This is a genomic window from Burkholderia sp. SCN-KJ, assembly GCF_024656005.1.
Classification (GTDB): Bacteria; Pseudomonadota; Gammaproteobacteria; order Burkholderiales; family Burkholderiaceae; genus Burkholderia.
The window spans coordinates 58,461-81,145 of sequence record NZ_JANKOG010000003.1; the positions used below are offsets into that span (position 1 = coordinate 58,461).

Below are 22,685 nucleotides of genomic sequence, written 5' to 3' on the forward strand. Positions count from 1 at the left end.
TTCCCTAAATCGATTTTTCGATGGTTGGGTTGTTCACTGCTTTCACGCTAACACCGGGAGTGGGAATGTCCAATCTGAGCGATGCGCTTCAGTTGAAGTCGGCTCACAGCCAGCTTCCAGTCACTGCATACTTCGATGAGGCGCTGCTCGAGCGCGAGATCGAAACCCTCTTCAAGAAAGGACCTCGTTACGTCGGGCACGAGTTGATGGTGCCCGAGGCGGGGGATTATTTTGCGCTGCCGTCCGAGAAGGAAGGCCGCGTGCTGGTCCGCAACCCGGCGAACCAGATCGAACTGCTGTCGAACGTGTGCCGCCACCGGCAGGCGATCATGCTGAACGGGCGCGGCCACACGCAGAACATCGTGTGTCCGCTGCACCGCTGGACGTACGATCTGGAAGGCCAGTTGCTCGGCGCGCCGCACTTCCCCGACAAGCCGTGCCTGAACCTCGGCAAGAGCCCGCTGCAGAACTGGCAGGGGCTGCTGTTCGAGGCCGAAGGCCGCAACGTCGCGCGCGATCTCGCGAACCTCGGCACGAAGCATCACTTCGACTTCTCCGAGTATCACTTCGATCACGTCGAAGTGCACGAGTGCGATTACAACTGGAAGACGTTCATCGAGGTCTACCTCGAGGATTACCACGTCGTCCCGTTCCACCCGGGCCTCGGTAGCTTCGTGTCGTGCGACGATCTCAAATGGGAGTTCGGCGACTGGTACAGCGTGCAGACGGTCGGCGTGCACAACGCGCTCGCGAAACCGGGCAGCGCGACCTACAAGACGTGGCACGAGCAGGTGCTCAAGTTCCGCAACGGCGTGCCGCCGGAGTTCGGCGCGATCTGGATGGTCTACTACCCGGGCCTGATGATCGAGTGGTATCCGCACGTGCTCGTCGTGTCGTGGCTGATTCCGCGCGGCCCGCAGAAGACGACCAACATCGTCGAGTTCTACTACCCCGAGGAAATCGCGCTGTTCGAGCGCGAGTTCGTCGAGGCCGAGCGCGCCGCCTATATGGAAACGGCCATCGAGGACGACGAAATCGCGATGCGGATGGACGCAGGCCGCCGTGCACTGATGGCGCGCGGCGAATCGCAGGTCGGCCCGTACCAGAGCCCGATGGAAGACGGCATGCAGCACTTCCACGAGTTCCTGCGCCGCCACCTCGGCGATCTCTGACCGGCGCGCGGCGCTTGCGCGCCGCACGGCATTCGGCATATGAAAAGACGGGTTCCGGCCCGTCTTTTTTTGTTTAGACTTGGAGTATCAGGCCGTTTGCACTCCAGGGAGCCGTCATGCCACATACCCACTACACCACGCTCATCTCAGCAACCAATCTCGCCGAGCGCGTGGCCGCGGCGCCGGGCAGCGTTGCCGTGTTCGACTGCCGCTTCGATCTCGCCGATCCGGGCGCAGGCGAAGCCGCCTACGCAGCCGGCCATATCGCGGGCGCACAGTATCTCCATCTCGACCGCGACCTGTCCGGCCGCAAGACCGGCACCAACGGCCGCCATCCGCTGCCGACCCGCGACGCGCTCGCCACGCTGCTCGCCAGCCGCGGCGTCAAGCAGGGCCAGCAGGTCGTCGCCTATGATGCACACGGCGGCGCTTATGCGGCACGCCTGTGGTGGCTGCTGCGCTGGCTCGGGCACGATTCCGTCGCAGTGCTCGACGGCGGCCTGCAGGCATGGGAAGCAGCCGGCCAGCCGCTGACCGCCGACGTGCCGCACCCGGCCGCCGGTGACTTCCGCGCGGCAGCCCCGCTCGAATCGACGGTCGACGCGGCAGCCGTGCTCGCGAACGTGACGTCGGCCCAGCGCGTCGTGATCGATGCGCGCGCGCCGGATCGCTATCGCGGCGAAAACGAAACGATCGATCGTGTCGGCGGCCACATTCCGGGCGCACGCAACCGGTTCTTCAAGGACAACCTGGCTGCCGACGGCCGCTTCAAGACCGGCCACGAACTGCGCGAGACGTTCACTGCGCTGCTGGCCGGCACCGAACCGAACAACGCGATCCTGCAATGCGGATCCGGCGTGACCGCGTGCCACAACGCACTCGCGCTCGAGATCGCCGGGCTCCACGGTGCGTCGCTGTATCCGGGCTCGTGGAGCGAATGGAGCGCCGATCCGTCGCGGCCGATCGCGACCGGCCCGAACCCGTAAGCACCGGCGCGACACGTCGACGAGGCGGCGACATCTGCCGCCTTGTCGCCTACATCACGCCGTACTTGTGGAACCACTCGATCGCGCGCTTCCAGCCGTCCTCGGCATCGCCCTTCACGTAACTCGGCCGGTAATCGGCGAAGAACGCATGACCGGCATCCGGATACACGACGATCTCCGATTGGCGCGCGAGCTTCGAATCGCTCGCCTGGATCGCCTTGCGCATGTTCGCGAGCGCCGCCTGCGTGATGTTCGTATCCTTCTCGCCGTACAGCCCGAGCACCGGCACCTTCAGCAACGACGCATGATCGACCGGATTGAACGGTGTCATCTCGTCGGTCTTGCCTTCGACGAACCCGTACCACGCGACGGCCGCCAGCACGTGCGGATTGTGCTCCGCATAGAGCCACACCTGGCGGCCGCCCCAGCAGAACCCCGTCACGCCGAGACGCGACAGGTCGCCGCCGTTCTTGCCGGCCCACGCGACGGTCGCATCGAGATCCTCGGTGACCTGACGGTCCGGCACCTTGTTGACGATGTTGTCGACGAGCGCCTGGATGGTCGGATACTTCGACACGTCGCCCTGGCGCACGAACAGGTCGGGCGCGATCGCGAGATAGCCGAGCTTCGCGAAGCGACGGCAGACGTCGGCGATATGCGCATGCACGCCGAAGGCCTCGTGGATCACGATGACGACCGGCAGGTTCGTCTTGCCGACCGGCTGCGCGCGATACGCGGGGATGCTCGCGTCGCCCGAGCGGATCTCGATGGTGTCGACGTCCAGCCCCGCGCTGTCGGTCGTGATCGTCTGCGCCGACACGGGCAGCACGGCCGCCGCGAAGGTGCCGCCCAGCGCGGCCTGCATGAACTTGCGGCGCGAGAACGGAACATGGGGAACCAGGCTGTCGACTTCGGGTTTCAACATGAATGCACTCCTCGATTGGGCGCCGCCGTCACGGCCATCGCTTCGACCTGACGGGGCATCGCGCCGGCGGACGGCGCGGATGTCGCGGCGGTTGGCACCCGGCCGCAAGCGGAAATCCGGACAAGATGCCCAATAATCCGTTGTCGCGTCAACTGTCAGATGTGTAAGACTCGATTACGAAGGTGTAATCCGGCGGCGTCCGTCGCGGTATCGACAACCGCGGTCCGGCCCGGCAAGCTCATCCGCGGCGCACATGCGGCAAGCGCCTTCGCGCGCTCGAATGCTTGCGGATCGGCACGAAACGACGCGCAATAGACAGGCCCGGCGCGCGCGCCCCCCCGGTCACCCGGCACTTGAAGCGACAACGGGCAGGAAATGCGCGCGATGCGCATTCCCTGCCCGCCTGGCGCACGAACGTGCGGCCGCGTCAGTGCAGCTTGACGCGCGGCAGCGTCGTGCGGCGCAGCCAGTGCGCGACCGTATCGAGCATCATGCGCGGATAGCCGTGCAGCGCCGCGATGTGCAGCCGGTACAGCGACATGTACATGAAGCGCGCGAACAGCCCTTCGATCAGCATGTTGCCGCCGATCAGCCCGCCCATCAGGTTGCCGACCGCGCTGAAATGACCGAGCGACACGAGCGATCCGAAATCGCGATACGTGAATTCCGGCAGCGAACGCCCGTCGAGCCGGCAGCCGATCGCCTTCAGCAGGAAGCTCGCCTGCTGGTGCGCCGCCTGCGCGCGCGGCGGCACGTTGCGCTCGTTGCCGGGCCAGACGCAGGCCGCGCAATCGCCGAGCGCGAATACGTTGTCGTCGGTGAAGGTCTGCAGCGTGCGGCGCACGTCGAGCTGGCCGAGCTTGTTGACCTGCAGGCCGTCGAGATTCGACAGCACGGACGGCGCCTTGATGCCGGCCGCCCAGACCGTGAGATCCGCACGCACCGTCTTGCCGCTCGCGGTGTGCACGAAACCCGGCGCGACTTCGGTCACGCGCTCGGCGAGCATCAAGCGCACGCCGAGCTTTTCGAGCAGCTCGGCCGTTGCCGTCGATACGCGCTCCTGCAGCGCGGGCAGAATCCGCGGCCCCGATTCGATCAGCACGATGCCGACGTCGTGCTGCGGGTCGAGCTTGTGCAGCCCATAGACGGACAGCACCTGCGCGGTATTGCGCAGCTCGGCGGACAACTCGACGCCCGTCGCGCCGCCACCGACGATCACGACCTGGATGCGCGGCTCGGCCGCCGCCCCCGGCGCGGGCTGCGCCGGCGCCTGATGCTCGGCGCGCATGCACGCGGCGATCAGGCGCTTGCGGAAGCGCTCGGCCTCGCCGACCGTATCGAGCGCGATCGCGTTTTCGGCCGCGCCCTGCACGCCGAAGAAGTGCGTCGTGCTGCCGATCGCGATCACGAGCGTGTCGTATTCCAGGTCGCGCGCCGGCAGCAGCTCCGCGCCGTCGCTGTCGTTGACGGGCGACAGCGTGATGCGCTTCGCCGTGCGGTCGAGCGCGGTCAGTTCGCCCTGCTGAAACTCGAAGCCATGCCAGCGCGCCTGCGCCGCGTATTCGAGCTCCTGCGTGAACGGGTCCATGCTGCCGGCCGCGACCTCGTGCAGCAACGGCTTCCAGATGTGGGTCGGATTGCGGTCGACCAGCGTGACGAGCGCACGTGCAGGACGATTGCCGCGCGCGCCGTAACGGTCGCCGAGCCGCGTCGCCAGTTCCAGGCCGCCTGCGCCGCCGCCTACGATGATGATCCGATGCATCTGATTCCCCCTTTGCGATTCGAAACTGCTGCCGCCGCACGAGGCAGACGCGATGCGTTCGCGCCGCCCGTTGGATTAACCGGTTCGGACATCATCGATGTGCAGTTCGAAACACTTCGATGCGTCCGATGCCGGAACACGGGGCGCGCTGCCCCCGCGACAATGACCTGACCGACTTGCATTGTCCGGGAGCTTGCGCGTTGACCACAAGCAAACCATCTCGATATTCAGCATCCCTGCAACAATATGCCGCGGGAAACGGGAATCGCACGGGGGTGCGTCAGTGTGCCTCTTCCCAGTTCGCGCCGGCGCCCACTTCGGCGACCAGCGGCACCTTCAGCTTCGCCACGCCGCACATCATTTCGGGCAGCTTCTCGCGCACGAGCGACAGTTCTTCGTCGGGGACCTCGAGCACCAGTTCGTCGTGCACCTGCATGATCATCCGCGACGCGAGCCGGTCGCGCGTGAGCCAGTCGTCCACCGCGATCATCGACAGCTTGATCAGGTCGGCCGCCGTGCCCTGCATCGGTGCGTTGATGGCGGCGCGCTCGGCGGCCTGACGGCGCGGGCCGTTGCCGCCGTTGATCTCCGGCAGCCACAGGCGGCGGCCGAAAACGGTTTCGACGTAACCCTTCTCCTTCGCCACCGCGCGCGTGTTTTCCATGTACTGCGCGACGCCCGGGTAGCGCGCGAAATAGCGGTCGATATAGAGCTTCGCCGCATCGCGCGTGATGCCGAGGTTCGACGCGAGGCCGAACGCGCTCATCCCGTAGATAAGCCCGAAGTTGATCACCTTCGCGATCCGGCGCTGGTCGGAGTTGACCTCCAGCGGCGTCACGCCGAACACTTCGGCGGCGGTTGCGCGGTGGATGTCCTCGCCCTGCGAGAACGCGCGGAGCAGCGACGCGTCGCCGGAAATGTGCGCCATGATCCGCAGTTCGATCTGCGAATAGTCGGCCGACACGATGCGGTGCCCCGGCGATGCGATGAACGCCTCGCGGATCCGCCGGCCTTCGGCCGTGCGCACCGGAATGTTCTGAAGATTGGGATCGTTCGACGCGAGACGGCCCGTGACCGCGACCGCCTGCGCATAGTTCGTGTGCACGCGGCCCGTTGCGGGATTCACCATGCGCGGCAGCTTGTCGGTGTAGGTCGACTTCAGCTTCGACAGCCCGCGATGCTCGAGCAGCAGCTTCGGCAGCGGGTAATCCTCGGCGAGCTTCTGCAGCACTTCCTCGTCGGTCGACGGTGCGCCGCTCGGCGTCTTCTTCACGACCGGCAACTGCAGCTTCTCGAAGAAGATCTGCCCGATCTGCTTCGGCGAGCCGAGATTGAACTCGCCGCCCGCCAGTTCGTACGCCTGGCCCTCGAGCTCGATGAGCCGCGTCGCGATCTCGCTGCTTTGCGCCTGCAGGCGTGCGTCGTCGATCAGCACGCCGGTGCGCTCCATCTTGCGCAGCACGAGCGACACCGGCATCTCGATCTCGCGATACACGCGCTCGAGGCCCGCCTCGCGCGCGACCTGCGGATACAGCGCCTGATGCAGCTGCAGCGTGATGTCCGCATCCTCGGCCGCATACGCCGCGGCTTGCTCGAGCGCCACTTCGTCGAAGCCGATCTGCTTCGCGCCCTTGCCGGCCACGTCTTCGTACTTGATCGTCTTGACGCCCAGATGACGCAGCGCGAGGCTGTCCATGTCGTGCGTGCGGTGCGATTCGAGCACGTACGATTCGAGCAGCGTGTCGTGCTCGATGCCGTTCAGCGCGATGTCGTAGTTCGCGAGCACCTGCGCGTCGTACTTCAGGTGCTGGCCGACCTTCTTGCGGTCGGCCGATTCGAGCCACGGCTTCAGGCGCGCGAGCACGTCGTCGATCGGCAGTTGCTCGGGCAGGTCGGGACCGCGATGCGCGACCGGAAGATACGCGGCCTTGCCCGGCTCGACCGAGAACGACAGGCCGACGAGCCGCGCGGTCATCGGGTCGAGCGACGTGGTTTCGGTGTCGAACGCGGTCAGCGCGGCCGCGTCGATCTTCGCGAACCATGCGTCGAACTGCTCCCAGGTCTGGATCGTGTCGTACTCGCGGACGATGTCCACGGCCACCACCGGTGCGGGGTCGCCTTCCGGCGCATCGGCGCCGTCGCCTTCGGCGGGCGCGCTGTCGACTTCGCGCAGCCACGTCTTGAAGCCGTAGCGCGCGAAGATGTCGCGCAGCAGGTCGCGTGCTTCGCCGTCGCTCTTCAGCGACGCTTCGATCGATTCGAGATGCGGCGCGAGATCGCAGGCCGTGTCGACGGTCACGAGCTTGCGGCCGAGCGGCAGGAAGTCGAGCGCGCGGCGCAGGTTGTCGCCGACCACGCCCTTGATCTCGCCTGCGTGTTCGATCACGCCGTCGAGGCTGTCGTATTGTGACAGCCACTTCACGGCCGTCTTCGGCCCGCACTTCTCGACGCCGGGCACGTTGTCGACGGTGTCGCCGATCAGCGCGAGGTAGTCGATGATCCGCTCGGGCGGCACGCCGAACTTCGCGACCACGCCGTCGCGATCGAGCGTCTCGTTGGTCATCGTGTTGACGAGCGTGACGTGATCGGTGACGAGTTGCGCGAGGTCCTTGTCGCCGGTCGACACGATCACGTTCATCCCGTGCCGCTCGGCTTCGCGCGCGAGCGTGCCGATCACGTCGTCGGCCTCGACGCCCTCGACCATCAGCAGCGGCCAGCCGAGCGCGCGCACGGCGCCGTGAATCGGTTCGACCTGCAATGCAAGATCGGGCGGCATGGACGGACGGTTTGCCTTATAGTCGGCATAAAGGTCGTCGCGGAACGTCTTGCCCTTTGCATCGAACACGCAAGCGCTATACTCTGCACTGACTTCCTTGCGCATACGACGCAGCATGTTGATGATTCCGTAGAGCGCTCCGGTCGGCTCCCCGCCAGGGCCACGCAAATCAGGCATCGCATGGTAAGCCCGATACAGATAGCTCGAACCGTCAACCAATAGCAGGGTCTTACCTTCCAGATTTCGTTCTTCAGGCATTATGAACAAGAGAAAAGTGATTCCGAGTCTGCGTTCGCTCGCAGATCAAGAACGCGCGACGGCCAAGAAGGCGCGCGCATCGTGGCAGATGTTCACGATTATGGCAGAGTTTATCGAGGCGACCGAGTACCTGTCGGAGATCCGCCCGGCCGTCAGCATCTACGGTTCTGCCCGTCTGAAGCCCGATACGCCGCACTACAAGTTGGCCGTGCAGATCGCGCGCAAGCTGTCCGACGCCGGCTTCGCGGTGATCTCCGGCGGCGGCCCCGGCATCATGGAAGCCGCGAACAAGGGCGCGCACGCCGGCAAGGCGCCGTCGGTCGGCCTGAACATCGAGCTGCCGCACGAGCAGGCCGGCAACCACTACCAGGACATCTCGCTGCGCTTCCGCCACTTCTTCACGCGCAAGGTCACGTTCGTGAAGAACTCCGACGCGGTGATCGTGATGCCGGGCGGCTTCGGCACGCTCGACGAACTGTCCGAAGTGCTCACGCTGATCCAGACGAAGAAGTCGCGCCTCGTGCCGATCATTCTCGTCGGCAGCACGTTCTGGCAGGGGCTGCTGCAATGGTTCCGCGACCAGTTGATCCCGAACGGCCTCATCAATCCGGAAGACATGGACCTGATGCAGGTGATCGACGATCCCGACCAGGTGCTCGACGCCGTGCTCGCGTTCTACGAGGACAGCGGCGAGGAAGAAGGCGCGGATGGTGACGATCATCCGCCGCGGCCCGAAGAAGACCGCATGTTCTATCTGTAATTCGATCGACTCGACGGCCGGCCTTCACGGCCGGCATCCCGCTTCCCGCGCGGCAGGCATGGCGATTCCGCCACCTGCCGCGCGTCATTTTGTAACGTCGCGTTAATCCCGCAACGCGGCCGCGCGCCGTCGAATGTCAAATCCGGGCGGCCGGTGCCGCACAACGCATTCGACGCGTGCCACGCCCGGGACCGACCATTGTCAAATCACGCTGCCGGCCATCGGTCCAGCCGGCCGGCCTGACGTCAATCTGCCGTAACAAATGCCGCTCGCATTTTCCGTGCGGCGCCCGCACACTGCCTCTTGTCGGCGTGGCGTCCCCCCGGTGGAACGATCCCCCCTCGCGTCCATCGCGTCGCGCCGGCCTTTCGACAACGACATCACGGAAAACAACATGAAACGTTCGCTGATCGCCCTCGCCTTCGCCGGCCTCGGTGTTTCGCTGTCCGGCCTGGCCCACGCCGTCAACGTCGACGTCAACATCGGCACGCCCGCGCCGGTCGTCGTCGCGCCCGCGCCTGTCGTGGTCGCACCGGCGCCCGCGGTCATCGTCGGCTGGCACGGCGATCGTTACTGGGACGGCCGCCGCTACTGGGAGCGCCGCGAGTGGGAAGATCATGAGCGCCATCGCGGTCACGGCGGCTACCACTGCCCGCCGGGACACGCGAAGAAGGGCGAATGCTGAGCATCCGAGTGCGGGTTCGATCGGGCTCGCGCACTGCAGGACAAAGAACAAGGCCGCACGTGAACGAAAGTTCGCGTGCGGCCTTTGTCGTTACGCCCGCGGCTTGCGCGGCGTTCACGTCACTGGAACGCCACTTCCGCGAAGCTCCGCAGCTTGCAGACACAAAATCGTGTCAAATCAAGGCCTTGCGTCACTTCCTCAAACTTTATGCGGAACTACCGTTCACGATTACGTGGGGATTTCAGCTGCATTCTCGGAGCAAGTTAGACGACTCTTGCGGACGATCGAACACTGGATTCGTGCCGCATATCAAGACTTCATGCACATAGGTTAGGCTTCCGCGACTTCGCTAAGGTAGCGCGCTACCTTGCCCGCCAGCCCACGTCCCCAACCAATCTCTTCGAGACGGCATGTTTTTGCATGTTCGGCGACTGACGCTGCAACAGCCGACTTGACATCGTCGGACATCGCATCCCAACTCATACCCTGCGCATTCAGTATCCGCTCCATGACGACCGACCATTTCGCACACCTCCTACCTTTGCCTCCGCTTCGCCGCTGCGCGTCGTGAAATTCGTCAGGCGTGATATCGAACGCCACACACTGCGAAACTGCGTTGAGATATACCTCCGGCACGAAAAGGTCTTCGAACTCCGTGTCGGGGCAGTCGGGGCGGCCAGCAACCTCGAAAACGTCTTCGCGAAGCATGTGGCCGGACTCGCTGACGCGCTTCGAAGCCGCCCGGCCCTCGTCATCGCCATCGATGAACACCAGACATGTGGCGGCGTCTCGCGCCAGTGCTCGCACAACCGCCGGGATATTGGCCGCGCCCCCGGCGGACAACACCTTGACACGCCCTGATGAAAACGCAGTAGCCAGCGCCGCCGATAGTCGCCCGAGAACGGCAGGGAGGACGGTTTCCTCGCTCGCGCCTTCGACCACAATGACAACTTCCGCGGTCGTCATGTTCTCATGTGGCTTGATCCCCAATGATTTCCGGATGTCCTCTAGCCTCCCTGCCGCTCGTGCAGTCGAATAAAAATCCGCCTCCCCGCCCGAACTTTCTACAATTACGTTCGCTTTAATGTCATCCCTTTGAATCAAAATCGGGGAGTGCGTAGTGCACAACACCTGAAAATCAGACGACAAATTCCGCAACGCCCCCTTAATTTCATAGATGGCAGAGGAATGAAGGTGTGCTTCTGGCTCTTCAATCGCAAAAATCAGATTCCTCGTGCTTTTTTGCCTTGCAACATATTGCAAAAGAGACATCGAGAACAGGCTTTTAAATCCGTCACCCTTATGACGCAAAAGAGTTTTTGCTCCATCATCAACGATGACATCACTTACAGACACTAGACGTTCGAGGCTCCAATCTTCAATGGAGAAATTCATTTCCCTAACGGACGGAAGATACTGTCGCAGCTCTTCGACAAGCTCTTTCTCGACAACCGCGATTTCTGCCTTCACATCCTCAAACAACCTCTCTAACGCTTGAAGACGCTGCTTACTACGGCTGATCCGGGCTAACGCACCTGACACAACTTCGTCATATATCGTGCGGCGAAAGTTCGTTACTCCTCGTTCAGCCGAGATGTAGACGTATCGAACGTGCTCGGACAGCCAGATGAAAACCCCTTTTTCCAGACCTTTCGGCACCCCAGTTAAATAATAATTTGGCCGAAATGCCTTACTGAGATCGTGCCATTCGAATTTTATTGCAACCGAAATCGTCGGATCCGGACCAATATCGGCATCCCCTTGTATCAAAGCGACATCCTGGTCATCAATGTCCATTTCGACTTTAATTTCCGTCGGCCAGCGCCTCCCTGACCGCCCTTGATATCGCTTCGGATAGTCGATTTCGTATGAATAGGAACCATATCGCCTACGACCCGTCTCGAAATGCGAAAAGAATACTTCCAGCGCACTAAGGACTGTCGATTTACCTAAATTGTTAGGTCCGGTTACGACGGTAAAATCCTTGAGTGGAATTGTCACTTGCCTATCGAACGCCCGGTATCTTCGAATCTCAACTTTAGATATTTTCATGCCAACCCCGCTGTAATTTTTCGTTGTTCTTCCGTACCGACCATCTGTGAATGGCCGAACGCACCTTCAGTGGCCACATCAGTGTATCGCTATCTCACACATCCTAGCCTTCGTATCATCCCCGCTTCGCGTGCGGTTACACCTGATACGAGACTAGACGTGCTCACGCACTACCACCGCATCATGATCTGCACCACAATACACGGCAAATGCGCGTTCGACCCAACCACACGACGAGTATCGCGAGAGGCCCCAAATGAGCAAGATAGTCGCACCTGCTGCGAGTGAAACCGCCTTCAACTGCCCCCACTGCGGAGCGCTGACATCACAAACCTGGCATCGACTTCACTCGGTTCGCCTCACTGAACCAAGTCGCGTCCCCTATTTCCCCTCGCCCGACGATCAAGCGGAAATGCTTGCCGATGAAGAATTGGACGAAGAGAGCCGGGAACGCTTCGCCAAATATCTCAAGCGACTCCAGTCCGGCGCCCCCTTCATAACGGCCGACCAGCGGAACGTGTTCGCTGATGGCGAAATAGGAAACTTGCATTTGAGCGAATGCTATAACTGTCGCGGTGTGGCGATCTGGGTTCACGACAGGCTCGTTTATCCCGAGATTGCGCCCAGCATTTTGCCCAATGACGATTTGAGCGAGGATGTGAAAGCTGACTTCATCGAGGCTCGTTCAATCCTCAATGTTTCGCCACGTGGCGCCGCCGCGCTGCTTCGCCTTGCCGTCCAGAAGTTGTGTGTCCAGCTCGGAGAGCCTGGGAAACACATCGACACGGACATCGCGTCTCTCGTGAAGAAGGGCTTGAGCCCAAAAATCCAGCGTGCGCTAGACATCGTCCGCGTAGTCGGAAACGAGAGCGTGCATCCTGGCGAAATTGATGTTCGTGACGATGTGGAAACCGCGGCGAAGCTTTTGACGTTAGTGAATCTCGTCGCCGAACAGATGATCACGCATCCCCGTGAAGTCGACAGCCTTTATGAAATGCTTCCGCAGAGCAAGCGAGATGCTATCGATCGGCGAGACATGGCAAAACCAGCAAAGTAAGCGGATACCTCGATCTTCGATCGTGAGCGTGCTCAGCAATCGCCGCCTTTTTCCTTTCAGCCGTTTGGGGCGCCTTCGCCGGACGAGGGGAGCACGAAACCTCGGATCGCAGAGACTGCATAACCAAGGCGCATAAAACTGCATGGGAGATTTAGCCCGCCGAGCGCCGCGCGGCCCGTGCCAGGCGGCCCCGAGCGCCGGTCGCATAAGTGCATAAAAACCGTTCGTTTTCGCGGGCAGGTGGGGCGGGGTCACAACTGCGCGCGCCGGGTCTGAATCGTCATCCCAGGGGCAGGGTCCGGCCCCTGGGATGACGCCTCCGATGCGTCAGGCGGCCCGCCACGGCCCTGCGGCGGTCCGATCCGGCTCTAGGGGTATGTCGACGCCGCGGCCGCTCAGAGGCGCCCTAATCCGCCGAGGCTACGCACTGGCGACGGACGCAAAAAAGCCGCCGGCACCAAAGTGCCCGGCGGCTTTGCTTTGCCGGTTGCGGTCGGGCGTCAGCCCTTCGGCATCTCGAAGTCCCTGAACCGCACGACCTCGATACCGAGCCAGTCGTTCACCTCCCGGAGTCGCGCCTTCAGCGGTTCGATCTCGAGACCGTTGAATACCCCTGCCGCCTTCTCCACGTCACCAAATCCGCCCACGTTCGACGGAATGATTCCCATAAGCTGCGGCGGCACCCGGTGCGCCGCGAGCTGATCCTCAACCGTCACCTTCTTGATGTTCCAGAACTCGTCCTTCGCCGCGACCTCGCCGATCGGCAGGAGCTGGATGCCGTCCTTCTTCCCCTTCGGGGCGTACATGAACAGGTTCCGGAAGTTCCCCGGCCCCTTCGCGTTCTTCAGTGCCGAGCGCAGGTTGTCGACGTCCTCCTGCTTTTCAGCCGCGTCGGTCATGTACAGGATGAAGCCGGCGTGGCTCCCGTTCTTGTAGTAGCGCCGGCGAAACAGCGTCGCGCTTTCGTTGAGCCAGGTCGAGTTCAACGCCGACAGGTATTCGGGTAGCCCGTAGATCTCCTGGTTCAGGTCCGGCTCGAACAGGTGATAGACCGAGCCCTTCGGGAACTCGTACGGCTCCCGCACGTTCGTCACGAACCAGAATTGACCCGGCTCGACGCCGACCCGTGTGTACTTCGCGAGCGACGACTTCAGCGCCATCGGCGCGCGTAGCTGGTTCGTTCGCAGCTCGAGGTAGCTGTTCGCGAAGACCAGGTACTCAAGCACGAACCGGCTGAAGTCCGCGCGCGACAGCAGCGGATGCTCGATATACGACTGCACGAGGATGTTGCGCTTCACGTAGATGGCCGAGCTGTGGTGCGGCGCAGCCCGAAACGAGCGCGCGAGGCCGTCCAGGGGCAGCGGCGGCTCGTACCAGTTCCCCATCCGCATGCATTCAACATACTCGAGCAGCTCGCGCCGATCCATTACCTCGATCGGATCGCCAAACGAGAACACCTCCGTGCGCGTCGGCGCCGGCGTGGATTCGGCGGCCTGTTCGGCGCGGCCATACGTGCGGCGCCCGGCGCCGCGTCGAATCTTGCGTGACATCAGAAAAGCTCCATAAATCCGGTATTGGTGCTCGTCGCGCCCTCGAGCGGCTCGTTCGCGAGCGCGTGCATGCACGCCCAGGCCAGGTCGCCGTGGCTCGCCTCTTCGGATCGGCTCGCCTTGTACGTGACCTGCAGCCCGCTGGGCGTGATCGTTTTCTTGATCGCCATGAACGCGGCGGCGAAATCCTTCCAGCCAGTGTCGAACTCGAGCCGGCCTTTGCGGATCACGTTCTGCGCCTTCATCACGAGCGCGGTCTTGATCTCGACCGAGTAGTGGAACGGCGTCGCGGCCGGGAAAAACTTCGTGACGAGCTGATAGACACCCTGCCCGATCCCGGTCGTGTCGATGCCGATGTAGGTCACGCGGTAGCGCCTGGTCAACGCCTCGATCTGAGCGGCCTGCGCTTCGAAGTCGAGGCCGTGCCACTGGAAGCGCTCGAGCACGCGGAATTTCCCGCCGGGATACTTCGGCGGCGCCAGGACAACGCAGCCGGCACTGTCGCCCGTGTGCGACGGGTCGTAACCGATCCACACCTCTTCGTCGCCGAATGGGCGCAGGTACAGCGGCTTGAAGTCGTCCCACACCTCCCAGGTGTCGACCATGCAAGACTGCAGCGTCGACAGCGGGAACACTGACAGCGAATCGTCGATGAACTCGCACAACAGCAAGTTCGCGTATTCCTCCGTGCTGTACTCGAGCTTCAACCGGTCGAGGTTGAAGAGCGGCCTCGCTCCACTGTTACAGCCGCCGCGCACCGCGTCCTCGACCGTCACGATCTGGCGATACTGACCATCCGGGCACGACCGGCCAGCGGCCAGTGCCGCATGCGAAATGTCGATTGACACGTGCTGATCTTTCGGTCGACCGCGGTTGAACAGCTTGCCCGACCAGAAGGGATAGGCGTCGTGCGCGAGGCTCGACGGCGTCGAGAAATACGTCTGACGCCAGTGATCGTGAATCGCCATGCCCGACGCCACCTTGCGCAGGTCCTGAAAGCGCGGAACCCAGAAGTATTCGTCGAAATACAGGTTGCCGTGATAGCTCTGTGCCGTGCGCGCATTGGTGCCGAGGAAGTACAACGTCGCGCCGTTCGGCAGCACCATCGGATCGCCCTTCAGCTCGACGCCGACCGCGTCCTTCGCGAACTGGACGATGTACTGGCGGAACACGTGCGCCTGCGCCTTACTGGCCGACAGGAAAATTTGATTGCGGCCCGTGTTCAGCGCGTCGAGTAGCGCTTCGCGAGCGAAGTACCAAGTCGCGCCGATCTGCCGGCTCTTGAGAATGTTGCGAATCCGCTCCTTGAAGCCCGCGCGATACCAGGTACGCTGATAGTCGAAGATCGATTCGAGGAACGCGTCGTTCAACTTCTCGATCTGCTCTTCGCTGAACGCGTTGCGGTCGTCCGAGCTGCGTGATCGGCGCGTGCCGCCACCGCCCCCGGATTCGCTCACCTTTGCATCGTTCGCTGGCCGCGAGCGCAACCGGTCGAGCTGACGCGTCAGTAGGTCGATCTCCTTGAAGTCACGCCCTTCCTTCGCCTCCTTCGTGACGAGCTTTATCAGCTGCGCCTCGATCGTCATGTTGACGCGATCGACCGGCTCGGTCTTGTCCCATCCGTCGCGCTTTTTCCAGCTGTAGAGCGTGGCCGGCTTCACGCCGAGCAGCTCTGCGATGCGCGCGATGCGATACCCCTGCCAGTACAGGTCGCGCGCGCGTCGGCGTGGATCAACGTCGGAAGAATCGATGGGAAGTGCAGTCATGCAGCAAGGCTACCGACGCGCGCGCGTAGGCCCTACTGCATACGGTTGTATCAGTTGCGCGCACAACCAACATGCGTTGCGACACCGGTTCGAACTGCCGAAACTGGAATCCCTGAAAACAGCACCCTCTCAGCGGATTCGCACATGGCACAGGACGCAAAGAAGACGAAGTTTTTCTGCATCGCGACGGAAGGCGCGACCACTGACGGTCGCAAGATCGACCGCACGATGCTCGAGCAGATGGCGAGCAGCTACGACCCGAAGACGTACGGCGCACGCATCAACATGGAACACATCCGCGGCATGTATCCGGACAGCGCGTTCCGCGCATACGGCGACGTGATCGCGCTGAAGACCGACCACCAGGACGGCAAAACGCGCCTGCTCGCGCAGCTGTCGCCGACGAAAGACCTGATCGCGATGACCACCGAGCAGCGCCAGAAAGTCTACACGTCGATGGAGGTCGATCCCGACTTCGCCGGCACCGGCGAGGCGTATCTGGTCGGCCTCGCTGTCACCGACAACCCGGCAAGCCTCGGCACCGAAATGCTCGAGTTCACCGCGACAAGCAAGGCGCTCGATACGCGCAAGCAGCGCCCCGAAAACCTGTTCAGCGCTTCAGTCGCGGTTGACATCGAGCTGGACGAAGACGAGGTGCGAACGAACGATGCCGGCAAGTCGCTGTTCTCGAAGGTGCGCGGCCTGCTGAACCGCAAGGAAGCAACCGACGACCAGCGCTTTTCCGACCTCTCGCAATCGGTCGTCGCGCTTGCGGAGAGCCAGAGCCAGGTGCTCGAGCAGCTCGAGAAGTTCAACACCAATTTCGACGAGCTGAAGCGCGCGCAGCAGGACGGCGACAAGCGACACAGCGAGCTGGTCCAGAAACTGTCGCGCACCGACAGCAGCACGCAACAGCGTCCGACGTCGACGGGCAGCGACAACGGGGCGCAGACCGACTGCTAACCCGGCCTCATCCAATTTCCCCTAGACGGAGAACCCATGCGGAACACTACCCGCGAGCAGTACAACCGGTATCTGGCTCGCATCCAGGAACTGAACGGCATCAGCGATGCCACGAAGAAGTTTTCTGTCGCGCCGAGCGTGCAGCAAACGCTCGAAACCAAGATCCAGGAATCGAGCGCATTCCTCGGCCGAATCAACATCCACGGCGTCGACGAACTGGAGGGCGAGAAGATTGGCCTCGGCGTATCCGGCCCGATCGCGAGCCGCACCGATACGACCAAGCGAATGCGTGAAACGCGCGACGTCTCGGCACTCGACAACCAGAAATACCGTTGCGAGAAGACGAACTACGACACGCACATCCGCTATCAGCAGCTCGACGCGTGGGCGAAGTTCCCGGACTTCCAGGCACGTTTGCGCGATTCCATCATCGTGCGTCAGGCACTCGATCGCATCATGATCGGCTGGAACGGCGTGAAGGTTGCGGACGATACCGATCTCGCCAAGAACCCGCTCCTGCAGGACGTGAACATCGGTTGGCTGCAGCAGTACCGCAACAACGCAAAGCAACGCGTGTTCTCGGGCGTGAAGATCGGCAAGGGCGAGGAATTCAAGAATCTCGACGCCGTCGTTTCGCTCGCGCGCAACGAGTTCCTCGACCCGTGGTACGCCGAAGACCCGAAACTCGTCGTGATCTGTGGCCGCGAGCTGCTCCAGGACAAGTATTTCCCGCTCATCAACCAGGTGCAGCCGTCGAGCGAAACGCTCGCAACCGACATCGTCGTCTCGCAGAAGCGCGTCGGCAACCTGCCCGCAGTCAGCGTCCCGTTCTTCCCCGCACATGCGCTGATGGTCACTCGCCTGGACAACCTCTCGATCTACTGGCAGATGAGCGCGCGCCGGCGCTCGCTGAAGGAAGTGCCCGAGCGCGACCGCATCGAAAACTATGAAAGCTCGAACGATGCGTACGTGATCGAGCAGTACGGAGCCGGTTGCGTGGTCGAGAACATCCAGCTCGTCGACCTTGCCCCGGCCGCTCCGCAGGGTGGCGCATGACGAACCCGTTCCGCCAACACTTCCAGCGCACCGTCGCGGCTACGGCCGCGCGCGGCACGCCGGCGAGTGTCGGCGGGCTGCGCGACGACTCGGCATATACGCTGATGCTCGCGCAGCTCGACGAACACCGCCGCGCGCTGAAGGCTGTCGAGTCCCTCGAACGCAAGGCCGACCTTAAGCGTCAGTTTCTGCCCGCATACGACGCGTGGGTCGCGGGCGTGCTCGATGGCGCGGCCGGCGCCCAGGACGACGTGCTAATGACGATCATGGTCTGGCGCGTCGACGTCGGCGACTATCAGGGCGCGCTCGAGATCGGCGCCTACGCGCTGCGGCACGCTCTCCCGCTGCCCGACCAGTACAAGCGCAGCACGCCGTGCCTGCTCGTCGAGGAATTCGCCGAGGCCGCGCTGCGCGCCCATCGCGCTGGCGATGCCATCCAGGTCGAACCGCTCGTCCAGATCGAGCAGGTCACCGCAACGGCCGATATGCCCGACGAAGTTCGCGCGAAGCTGCACAAGGCGATCGGCTACGGCCTCTCCGCTTCCGATCCTGCGCGTGCCCTCGACCATCTACGCCGCGCGTTGCAACTCTTCGCGAACGTGGGCGTGAAGAAGGACATCGAGCGGCTCGAGCGCGAGCTGAAGAATTCCGCCAACGGGAGCCAGCCCGGCCCCGGTGGCTGACACCGAGCGTACCCCGCGCACCAGGCGGCACGGGGCCGTAGCCGGCAGTGTCCGCGCGAAAGCCCCGTCCACCGCCTCTACCGATCAACCTGACGAACCCGACCATGTCATTTGTCTCAACCCCGCCGCTGCCGCGCGCGCAGGCGGATACGGAACCCGCCAAGCCGATCAAGAACGACCCGTTCTACCCGGATGTGTCGCTCGAGCACGCGCGCGACACGATGCGCCTCGACGGGTCGATCACCGACGCTCGTCTGCGGCACGAGCTGCTCGCCGCGATCGCCGAGGTAAACGACGAGCTGCGCAGCGCACGCGCGGCGTGGCGCGATGCCGGCATCACGTACCTGGCCGACGTGCCGGCCGACCAGCTCGACGGCGAAAGCGTACGGCTGCAGCACTACCGGCGCGCGGTGTATTGCCTGGCGAAAGCGACGCTCATCGAGCGGTACCGCGACTACGACACGACGGGCGATGGCGCACGCCGCGCAGACGAGCTGGAGCCCCAGGGCGACGAGCTGCGCCGTGACGCCCGCTGGGCAATCAGCGACATCATCGGCCGCCCTCGCATGACGGTGGAGCTGATCTGATGGAGGTGCGAGCGCTCCAGGGCGAAACCATCGACGCGCTTTGCTGGCGCGTGCTCGGCCGCACGCGCGGCATTGTCGAAGCGGTGCTCGACCTCAACCGGGACGTGGCGCAGTACGGCCCGATCCTGCCTCACGGGCTGCTCGTCGAGCTGCCCGACGAAGTACCGCAAGCGGTGCAATCCGGTGCCGAGCGGCTCCAGTTATGGGACTGAGAATGGCTGAACCTATTTCCACGTCGTCCGCGACGGTCGCAGCGCTCGGCGTCGCCGCGCTGTCGCTGTTTCCCGGCGTCGACGCCAACGTCGTCATGGGCGCGTTCGCCGGCTCGCTGTTGTTCGTGATGACGGCCGCCGACCCGTCGATTCCAAAGCGCATCGCGTTCTTCGTGATCTCGTTCGTCGCCGGGTGCCTCACGGCCGAGCTGTTCGCCGCCGCGCTCGACGCCGCGTTGCCGGCACGCGTCGAGGTGCACGCCGGCATCGGCGCGCTGATCGCGTCTGCGCTCGTCGTGAAACTGCTGCTGTGGCTGATCGCCCAGGCCGATGCGCCCGATCGGCTGCTGAACATGTTCAAGGGGAGGGAAAAGTGATGCTCACGACCGTCTACGTGCTGCTGTGCGCGGCGCTCGCCCTGCGCCTCGTGACCTTCCGCCGTGGCACGAGCTCGCACCGGCCGCTCGCTGCATGCCTGGCATACACGATCGCGGTCGCCGCTGGCGCCGCGCCGATCCGCGCCGCGTTCGGCATGCTGCCGCCGGCGAATCTCGCCGACACAGTGCTGGTCGGCGTCCTGTGCCTCGCCGTGTACGGCGTTCGCGGCAACGTCGTCGAGCTGTTCCACCGTGGCAACCCGCGCGACTCCCTGATCGCTCGCATGTTGCAATTCAAGGTATGGGGGCGCCATGTATAAGACCCTGCGCCTCGGCGACCGCGGCGCCGATGTCGGTTACCTGCAGCGCCGGCTCATCGCGGCCGGCGCGCGTCTCGACACCGACGCGATTTACGGCAGCGTGACCCGTAACGCCGTGATGGCGTTCCAGGCCACGCACGGGCTGGTCGCAGACGGCATTGCCGGCCCGAAGACCTGGTCGACACTCTCGGCCGGCCGGCGCGACCCGCGCCATCTCACCGACGCCGACCTGCAGCGCGCGGCCGATCGGCTGCAGGCCGATCTCGCGGCCGTGCGTGCCGTCAATGAGGTGGAATCGAAAGGTGCCGGGTTCCTGCCTGACGGCCGGCCCGTGATCCTGTACGAGCGGCACATCATGTACCGCCAGCTCGCGGCGGCCGGCCTGGACGCGAACGCGCTGGCGGCGAAGCATCCAGCCCTGGTCAACTCGAAGCGCGGCGGCTACGCCGGCGACGCGGCGGAATATGCGCGCCTGGCGAGCGCGTCGCAAATTTCCGCCGCGTGCGCGCTCGAGGCGACGAGCTGGGGCGCGTTTCAAATCATGGGCTTCCACTGGAAGGCGCTCGGCTACCCGGACGTGTTCGCGTTCGTCGAGACGATGAAGGTCAGCGAAGCCGAGCAGCTCGAGGCATTCGTCCGCTTCGTCCTGGCGGACAAGGTGATGCTCGCCGCGCTGCGCGGCAAGAAGTGGGCGAAGTTCGCCGAGCTGTACAACGGCAAGGCGTACGCGGAGAACCTGTACGACGTCAAGCTCGAACGGGCGTTCGATCGCTACAGCCGGGCGGCCGCGTGACGACCGGCGCCCGTATCTTCGTCGCCGGCGCGATCGCGCTCGCCGGAGCTGCCGCCGTCATCGCGACCCAGCATGCGCGCATGGTCGACGCCGGCCAGCGCGTCGACGATCTCGCGCGCGACGTGCGCGATCGTACGGCCGAGCGCGACGCGGCACGCCGCGACGTGAAGGTCGTCACGCAGTACGTCGACCGCGTCCAGGTCGTCCGCGAGAAAGGCAACACCATCATCAAGGAGGTTCCCGTTTATGTGGATCGCGAAGCTGATCGCGCCTGCGTTGTTCCTGTCGGGTTTGTGCGCGTGCACGACGGCGCCGCCGCCAACGTGCCGGTGGGCGATCCCGGAAGCGCTGATGCGGCCCCCTCGGGCATTGCGCTCTCTGCAGTTGCCGCAACCGTCGCCGGCAACTACACCACCTGTTACGAAAACGCCGAGCAACTGATCGCGCTGCAGGCTCGAGTACGCGACACGGAGGAACCGGCGCCATGAACAAACCCAACAGCCTACGCGCGGCGCTCACCGCCGCCCTGCCCGAGTTCGCGCGCGATCCCGACCGGCTGCACATCTTCATCGAACACGGGTCGATTGCCGTCACCGCCGCGAAGTCGCTGTCGTTCGAGTATGCGTACACGCTCAACATCGTCGTGATCGACTACGCCGGCCATTCGGATCACCTGATGGTGCCGATCATCGCCTGGCTGAAGATCCACCAGCCCGAGCTGCTGCTCAACCGCGATCTCTGCCGTGACGGGTTCAAGTTCCAGGCCGAGCTGCTCGACAACGGCAAATCGGACGTCGAGATCCTGCTGAAGCTGACCGAGCGCGTCGGCGTGGTCGAGCAGCCGGGCGGCTACGAGATTCGCCACTTCGGCGAGCCGCCGATCGCGGGGGCTTGATGGTCGATCGACTGTCCCGCGCCGAGGATTGGGCGGCCGGCCTGCTCGGCCGGCTCACGTCCGGGCAGCGTGTGGTCCTGGCGAAAGGGCTGGCCGCCGAGCTACGCCGGCGCCATTCGCGGCGCATCGCCGAAGCCCGCAACCCGGACGGTAGCCGCTTCGCACCGCGCAAGCCACAGGCCCGGCGCAAGAAGGGCCGCATCCGGCGCGCAATGTTCGCGAAGCTACGCACCGCGCGGTTCCTCAAGACCGCCGCGACCGCCGATGCCTCGGTGCTGCATTTCACGCGCCAGGTCGAGCGCATCGCCCGCGTCCACCAGGAGGGCCTGCGCGATCGCGTGGAACGCAATCGTGGTCCGGTCGTGAAGTATCCCGCGCGCGAACTGCTCGGCCTGGCCGACGCGGACATACACCGGATCGCTGACGTCGTCCTCGAGTTTCTGTCGCGATAGCACGACGTGCGCCGAATTCGCGAAGACAGGCCCCTTGTTACGATGTTGACAGGTCGTCAGAATGGGATCTCCACGAAAAAGGAGACCATCTTGGAATTTCTCAACAGCGGCGACGTGAATCAGGTGTTCACTTTTCTGTCCCAAGGCGCGACATTGAACAAATCCGTTCGTGCCTTCTTCACCGGCATAGGAGTCGAGTTCGGCAACGCCGAGCTGACATCGAAAGGAGTCTCGGCCGTGGTCGCACCGGACGAGGACTCAATCGTCATCACGACGCCACATGGCAAAATCATCGGTGCCGCAGAGCACACTCGCGACGATAGGACCATCGCAGCGACCGTAACATTCTCAGTGGTTCGCACAACCGCCGACGACAAAAAATCTGCGGCCGAGATAATGTCGGTGATCCTGTCTGGGTACGGCTTCATCACCGCGCATAACGGTAATCGCTTACATCGACCGGTTAAGTTCGATGACGAGATCGCTTACAACATGGCGGTACTGTTACTCAAGTCCATCCAGGACACGCTCGATCCCACATCGTACGGTCACGGCTCGTAACCTACCGTCCGAAGCCCGCCGAATATTTCTGGCGGGC

Annotated in this window: 23 protein-coding genes; 17 read left to right on the plus strand and 6 right to left on the minus strand. The window is 63.7% G+C overall.

The genetic code is table 11. The features are described from left to right. Window positions 1-65 precede the first annotated feature (65 nt). Together NQV17_RS06030 and NQV17_RS06035 are read left to right on the plus strand one after the other, a co-directional pair. On the plus strand, window positions 66-1,172 hold the full coding sequence (locus NQV17_RS06030; RefSeq protein WP_044845269.1) for an aromatic ring-hydroxylating dioxygenase subunit alpha: 1,107 nt from the start codon (window positions 66-68) through the stop codon (window positions 1,170-1,172). A gap of 116 nt (window positions 1,173-1,288) precedes the next feature. Next, on the plus strand, window positions 1,289-2,158 hold the full coding sequence (locus NQV17_RS06035) for a sulfurtransferase (protein ID WP_257770446.1): 870 nt from the start codon (window positions 1,289-1,291) through the stop codon (window positions 2,156-2,158). A gap of 49 nt (window positions 2,159-2,207) precedes the next feature. Here the strand turns inward: NQV17_RS06035 and NQV17_RS06040 are convergent, their stop codons facing one another. The 3 genes from NQV17_RS06040 to polA all read right to left on the minus strand — a co-directional run bounded on the left by NQV17_RS06040 (window position 2,208) and on the right by polA (window position 7,879). After that, window positions 2,208-3,083, minus strand: coding sequence for a dienelactone hydrolase family protein (locus NQV17_RS06040; protein WP_257770448.1), 876 nt, complete (start codon window positions 3,081-3,083; stop codon window positions 2,208-2,210). Between the two features lie 427 nt (window positions 3,084-3,510). Continuing rightward, window positions 3,511-4,845, minus strand: a complete 1,335-nt coding sequence (locus NQV17_RS06045; protein WP_044845266.1) for an NAD(P)/FAD-dependent oxidoreductase — start codon at window positions 4,843-4,845, stop codon at window positions 3,511-3,513. Between the two features lie 280 nt (window positions 4,846-5,125). Beyond that, a complete protein-coding gene (polA, locus tag NQV17_RS06050; protein ID WP_257770450.1) occupies window positions 5,126-7,879 on the minus strand; it encodes a DNA polymerase I in 2,754 nt (917 codons plus the stop codon). 1 nt (window position 7,880) lies between these two features. Here polA and NQV17_RS06055 point away from each other — a divergent pair, with 1 nt between their 5' ends. Both NQV17_RS06055 and NQV17_RS06060 read left to right on the plus strand, forming a co-directional pair. After that, window positions 7,881-8,639 (plus strand): TIGR00730 family Rossman fold protein, encoded by a 759-nt coding sequence (locus NQV17_RS06055; protein WP_044845264.1) that lies wholly within the window; start codon window positions 7,881-7,883, stop codon window positions 8,637-8,639. Window positions 8,640-9,033: 394 nt separating this feature from the next. Beyond that, complete coding sequence (locus NQV17_RS06060; RefSeq protein WP_257770452.1) at window positions 9,034-9,324, plus strand: hypothetical protein; 291 nt, start codon at window positions 9,034-9,036, stop codon at window positions 9,322-9,324. A gap of 330 nt (window positions 9,325-9,654) precedes the next feature. Here the strand turns inward: NQV17_RS06060 and NQV17_RS06065 are convergent, their stop codons facing one another. Continuing rightward, window positions 9,655-11,376, minus strand: coding sequence for an ATP-dependent endonuclease (locus NQV17_RS06065; RefSeq protein WP_257770454.1), 1,722 nt, complete (start codon window positions 11,374-11,376; stop codon window positions 9,655-9,657). Between the two features lie 256 nt (window positions 11,377-11,632). On the opposite strand from NQV17_RS06065, the gene NQV17_RS06070 reads away from it, so the two are divergent. Next, window positions 11,633-12,433 carry a DUF4145 domain-containing protein gene (locus tag NQV17_RS06070; protein ID WP_257770456.1) on the plus strand — a complete coding sequence of 267 codons (801 nt, stop codon included), beginning with the start codon at window positions 11,633-11,635 and terminating at the stop codon, window positions 12,431-12,433. A 500-nt stretch (window positions 12,434-12,933) separates the two neighbouring features. On the opposite strand, the gene NQV17_RS06075 is transcribed toward NQV17_RS06070, so the two are convergent. After that, window positions 12,934-13,983, minus strand: coding sequence for a phage portal protein (locus NQV17_RS06075; protein ID WP_257770458.1), 1,050 nt, complete (start codon window positions 13,981-13,983; stop codon window positions 12,934-12,936). Next, window positions 13,983-15,749 (minus strand): terminase ATPase subunit family protein, encoded by a 1,767-nt coding sequence (locus NQV17_RS06080; RefSeq protein ID WP_257770460.1) that lies wholly within the window; start codon window positions 15,747-15,749, stop codon window positions 13,983-13,985. The genes NQV17_RS06075 and NQV17_RS06080 overlap by 1 nt, the downstream gene beginning before the upstream one ends. Window positions 15,750-15,893: 144 nt before the next feature. On the opposite strand from NQV17_RS06080, the gene NQV17_RS06085 reads away from it, so the two are divergent. From NQV17_RS06085 to NQV17_RS06140, 12 genes are all read left to right on the plus strand, one after another. Further along, complete coding sequence (locus NQV17_RS06085; protein WP_257770462.1) at window positions 15,894-16,712, plus strand: GPO family capsid scaffolding protein; 819 nt, start codon at window positions 15,894-15,896, stop codon at window positions 16,710-16,712. A gap of 36 nt (window positions 16,713-16,748) precedes the next feature. Continuing rightward, window positions 16,749-17,768 (plus strand): phage major capsid protein, P2 family, encoded by a 1,020-nt coding sequence (locus tag NQV17_RS06090; RefSeq protein WP_257770464.1) that lies wholly within the window; start codon window positions 16,749-16,751, stop codon window positions 17,766-17,768. Then, on the plus strand, window positions 17,765-18,451 hold the full coding sequence (locus NQV17_RS06095; RefSeq protein WP_257770466.1) for a terminase endonuclease subunit: 687 nt from the start codon (window positions 17,765-17,767) through the stop codon (window positions 18,449-18,451). The genes NQV17_RS06090 and NQV17_RS06095 overlap by 4 nt, the downstream gene beginning before the upstream one ends. A 104-nt stretch (window positions 18,452-18,555) precedes the next feature. Beyond that, entirely contained in the window at window positions 18,556-19,038 is a 483-nt protein-coding gene (locus tag NQV17_RS06100) for a head completion/stabilization protein (protein ID WP_257771202.1), read from the plus strand. Beyond that, window positions 19,038-19,250 (plus strand): tail protein X, encoded by a 213-nt coding sequence (locus NQV17_RS06105; RefSeq protein ID WP_257770468.1) that lies wholly within the window; start codon window positions 19,038-19,040, stop codon window positions 19,248-19,250. Before NQV17_RS06100 ends, NQV17_RS06105 begins: the two co-directional genes overlap by 1 nt. Window positions 19,251-19,252: 2 nt before the next feature. Continuing rightward, window positions 19,253-19,627 carry a phage holin family protein gene (locus tag NQV17_RS06110; RefSeq protein WP_257770470.1) on the plus strand — a complete coding sequence of 125 codons (375 nt, stop codon included), beginning with the start codon at window positions 19,253-19,255 and terminating at the stop codon, window positions 19,625-19,627. Beyond that, complete coding sequence (locus NQV17_RS06115; RefSeq protein ID WP_257771204.1) at window positions 19,627-19,947, plus strand: phage holin family protein; 321 nt, start codon at window positions 19,627-19,629, stop codon at window positions 19,945-19,947. The genes NQV17_RS06110 and NQV17_RS06115 overlap by 1 nt, the downstream gene beginning before the upstream one ends. Continuing rightward, complete coding sequence (locus tag NQV17_RS06120) at window positions 19,940-20,740, plus strand: N-acetylmuramidase domain-containing protein (RefSeq protein ID WP_257770472.1); 801 nt, start codon at window positions 19,940-19,942, stop codon at window positions 20,738-20,740. The genes NQV17_RS06115 and NQV17_RS06120 overlap by 8 nt, the downstream gene beginning before the upstream one ends. Then, entirely contained in the window at window positions 20,737-21,228 is a 492-nt protein-coding gene (locus NQV17_RS06125; protein ID WP_257770474.1) for a hypothetical protein, read from the plus strand. The genes NQV17_RS06120 and NQV17_RS06125 overlap by 4 nt, the downstream gene beginning before the upstream one ends. Then, window positions 21,225-21,635, plus strand: coding sequence for a phage tail protein (locus tag NQV17_RS06130; RefSeq protein WP_257770475.1), 411 nt, complete (start codon window positions 21,225-21,227; stop codon window positions 21,633-21,635). The genes NQV17_RS06125 and NQV17_RS06130 overlap by 4 nt, the downstream gene beginning before the upstream one ends. Next, window positions 21,635-22,087, plus strand: a complete 453-nt coding sequence (locus NQV17_RS06135; RefSeq protein ID WP_257770476.1) for a phage virion morphogenesis protein — start codon at window positions 21,635-21,637, stop codon at window positions 22,085-22,087. Before NQV17_RS06130 ends, NQV17_RS06135 begins: the two co-directional genes overlap by 1 nt. A gap of 90 nt (window positions 22,088-22,177) precedes the next feature. Next, the gene (locus NQV17_RS06140; protein WP_257770478.1) at window positions 22,178-22,648 is read left to right on the plus strand and encodes a hypothetical protein; all 471 of its coding nucleotides are present in this window, start codon (window positions 22,178-22,180) and stop codon (window positions 22,646-22,648) included. Window positions 22,649-22,685: the final 37 nt, after the last annotated feature.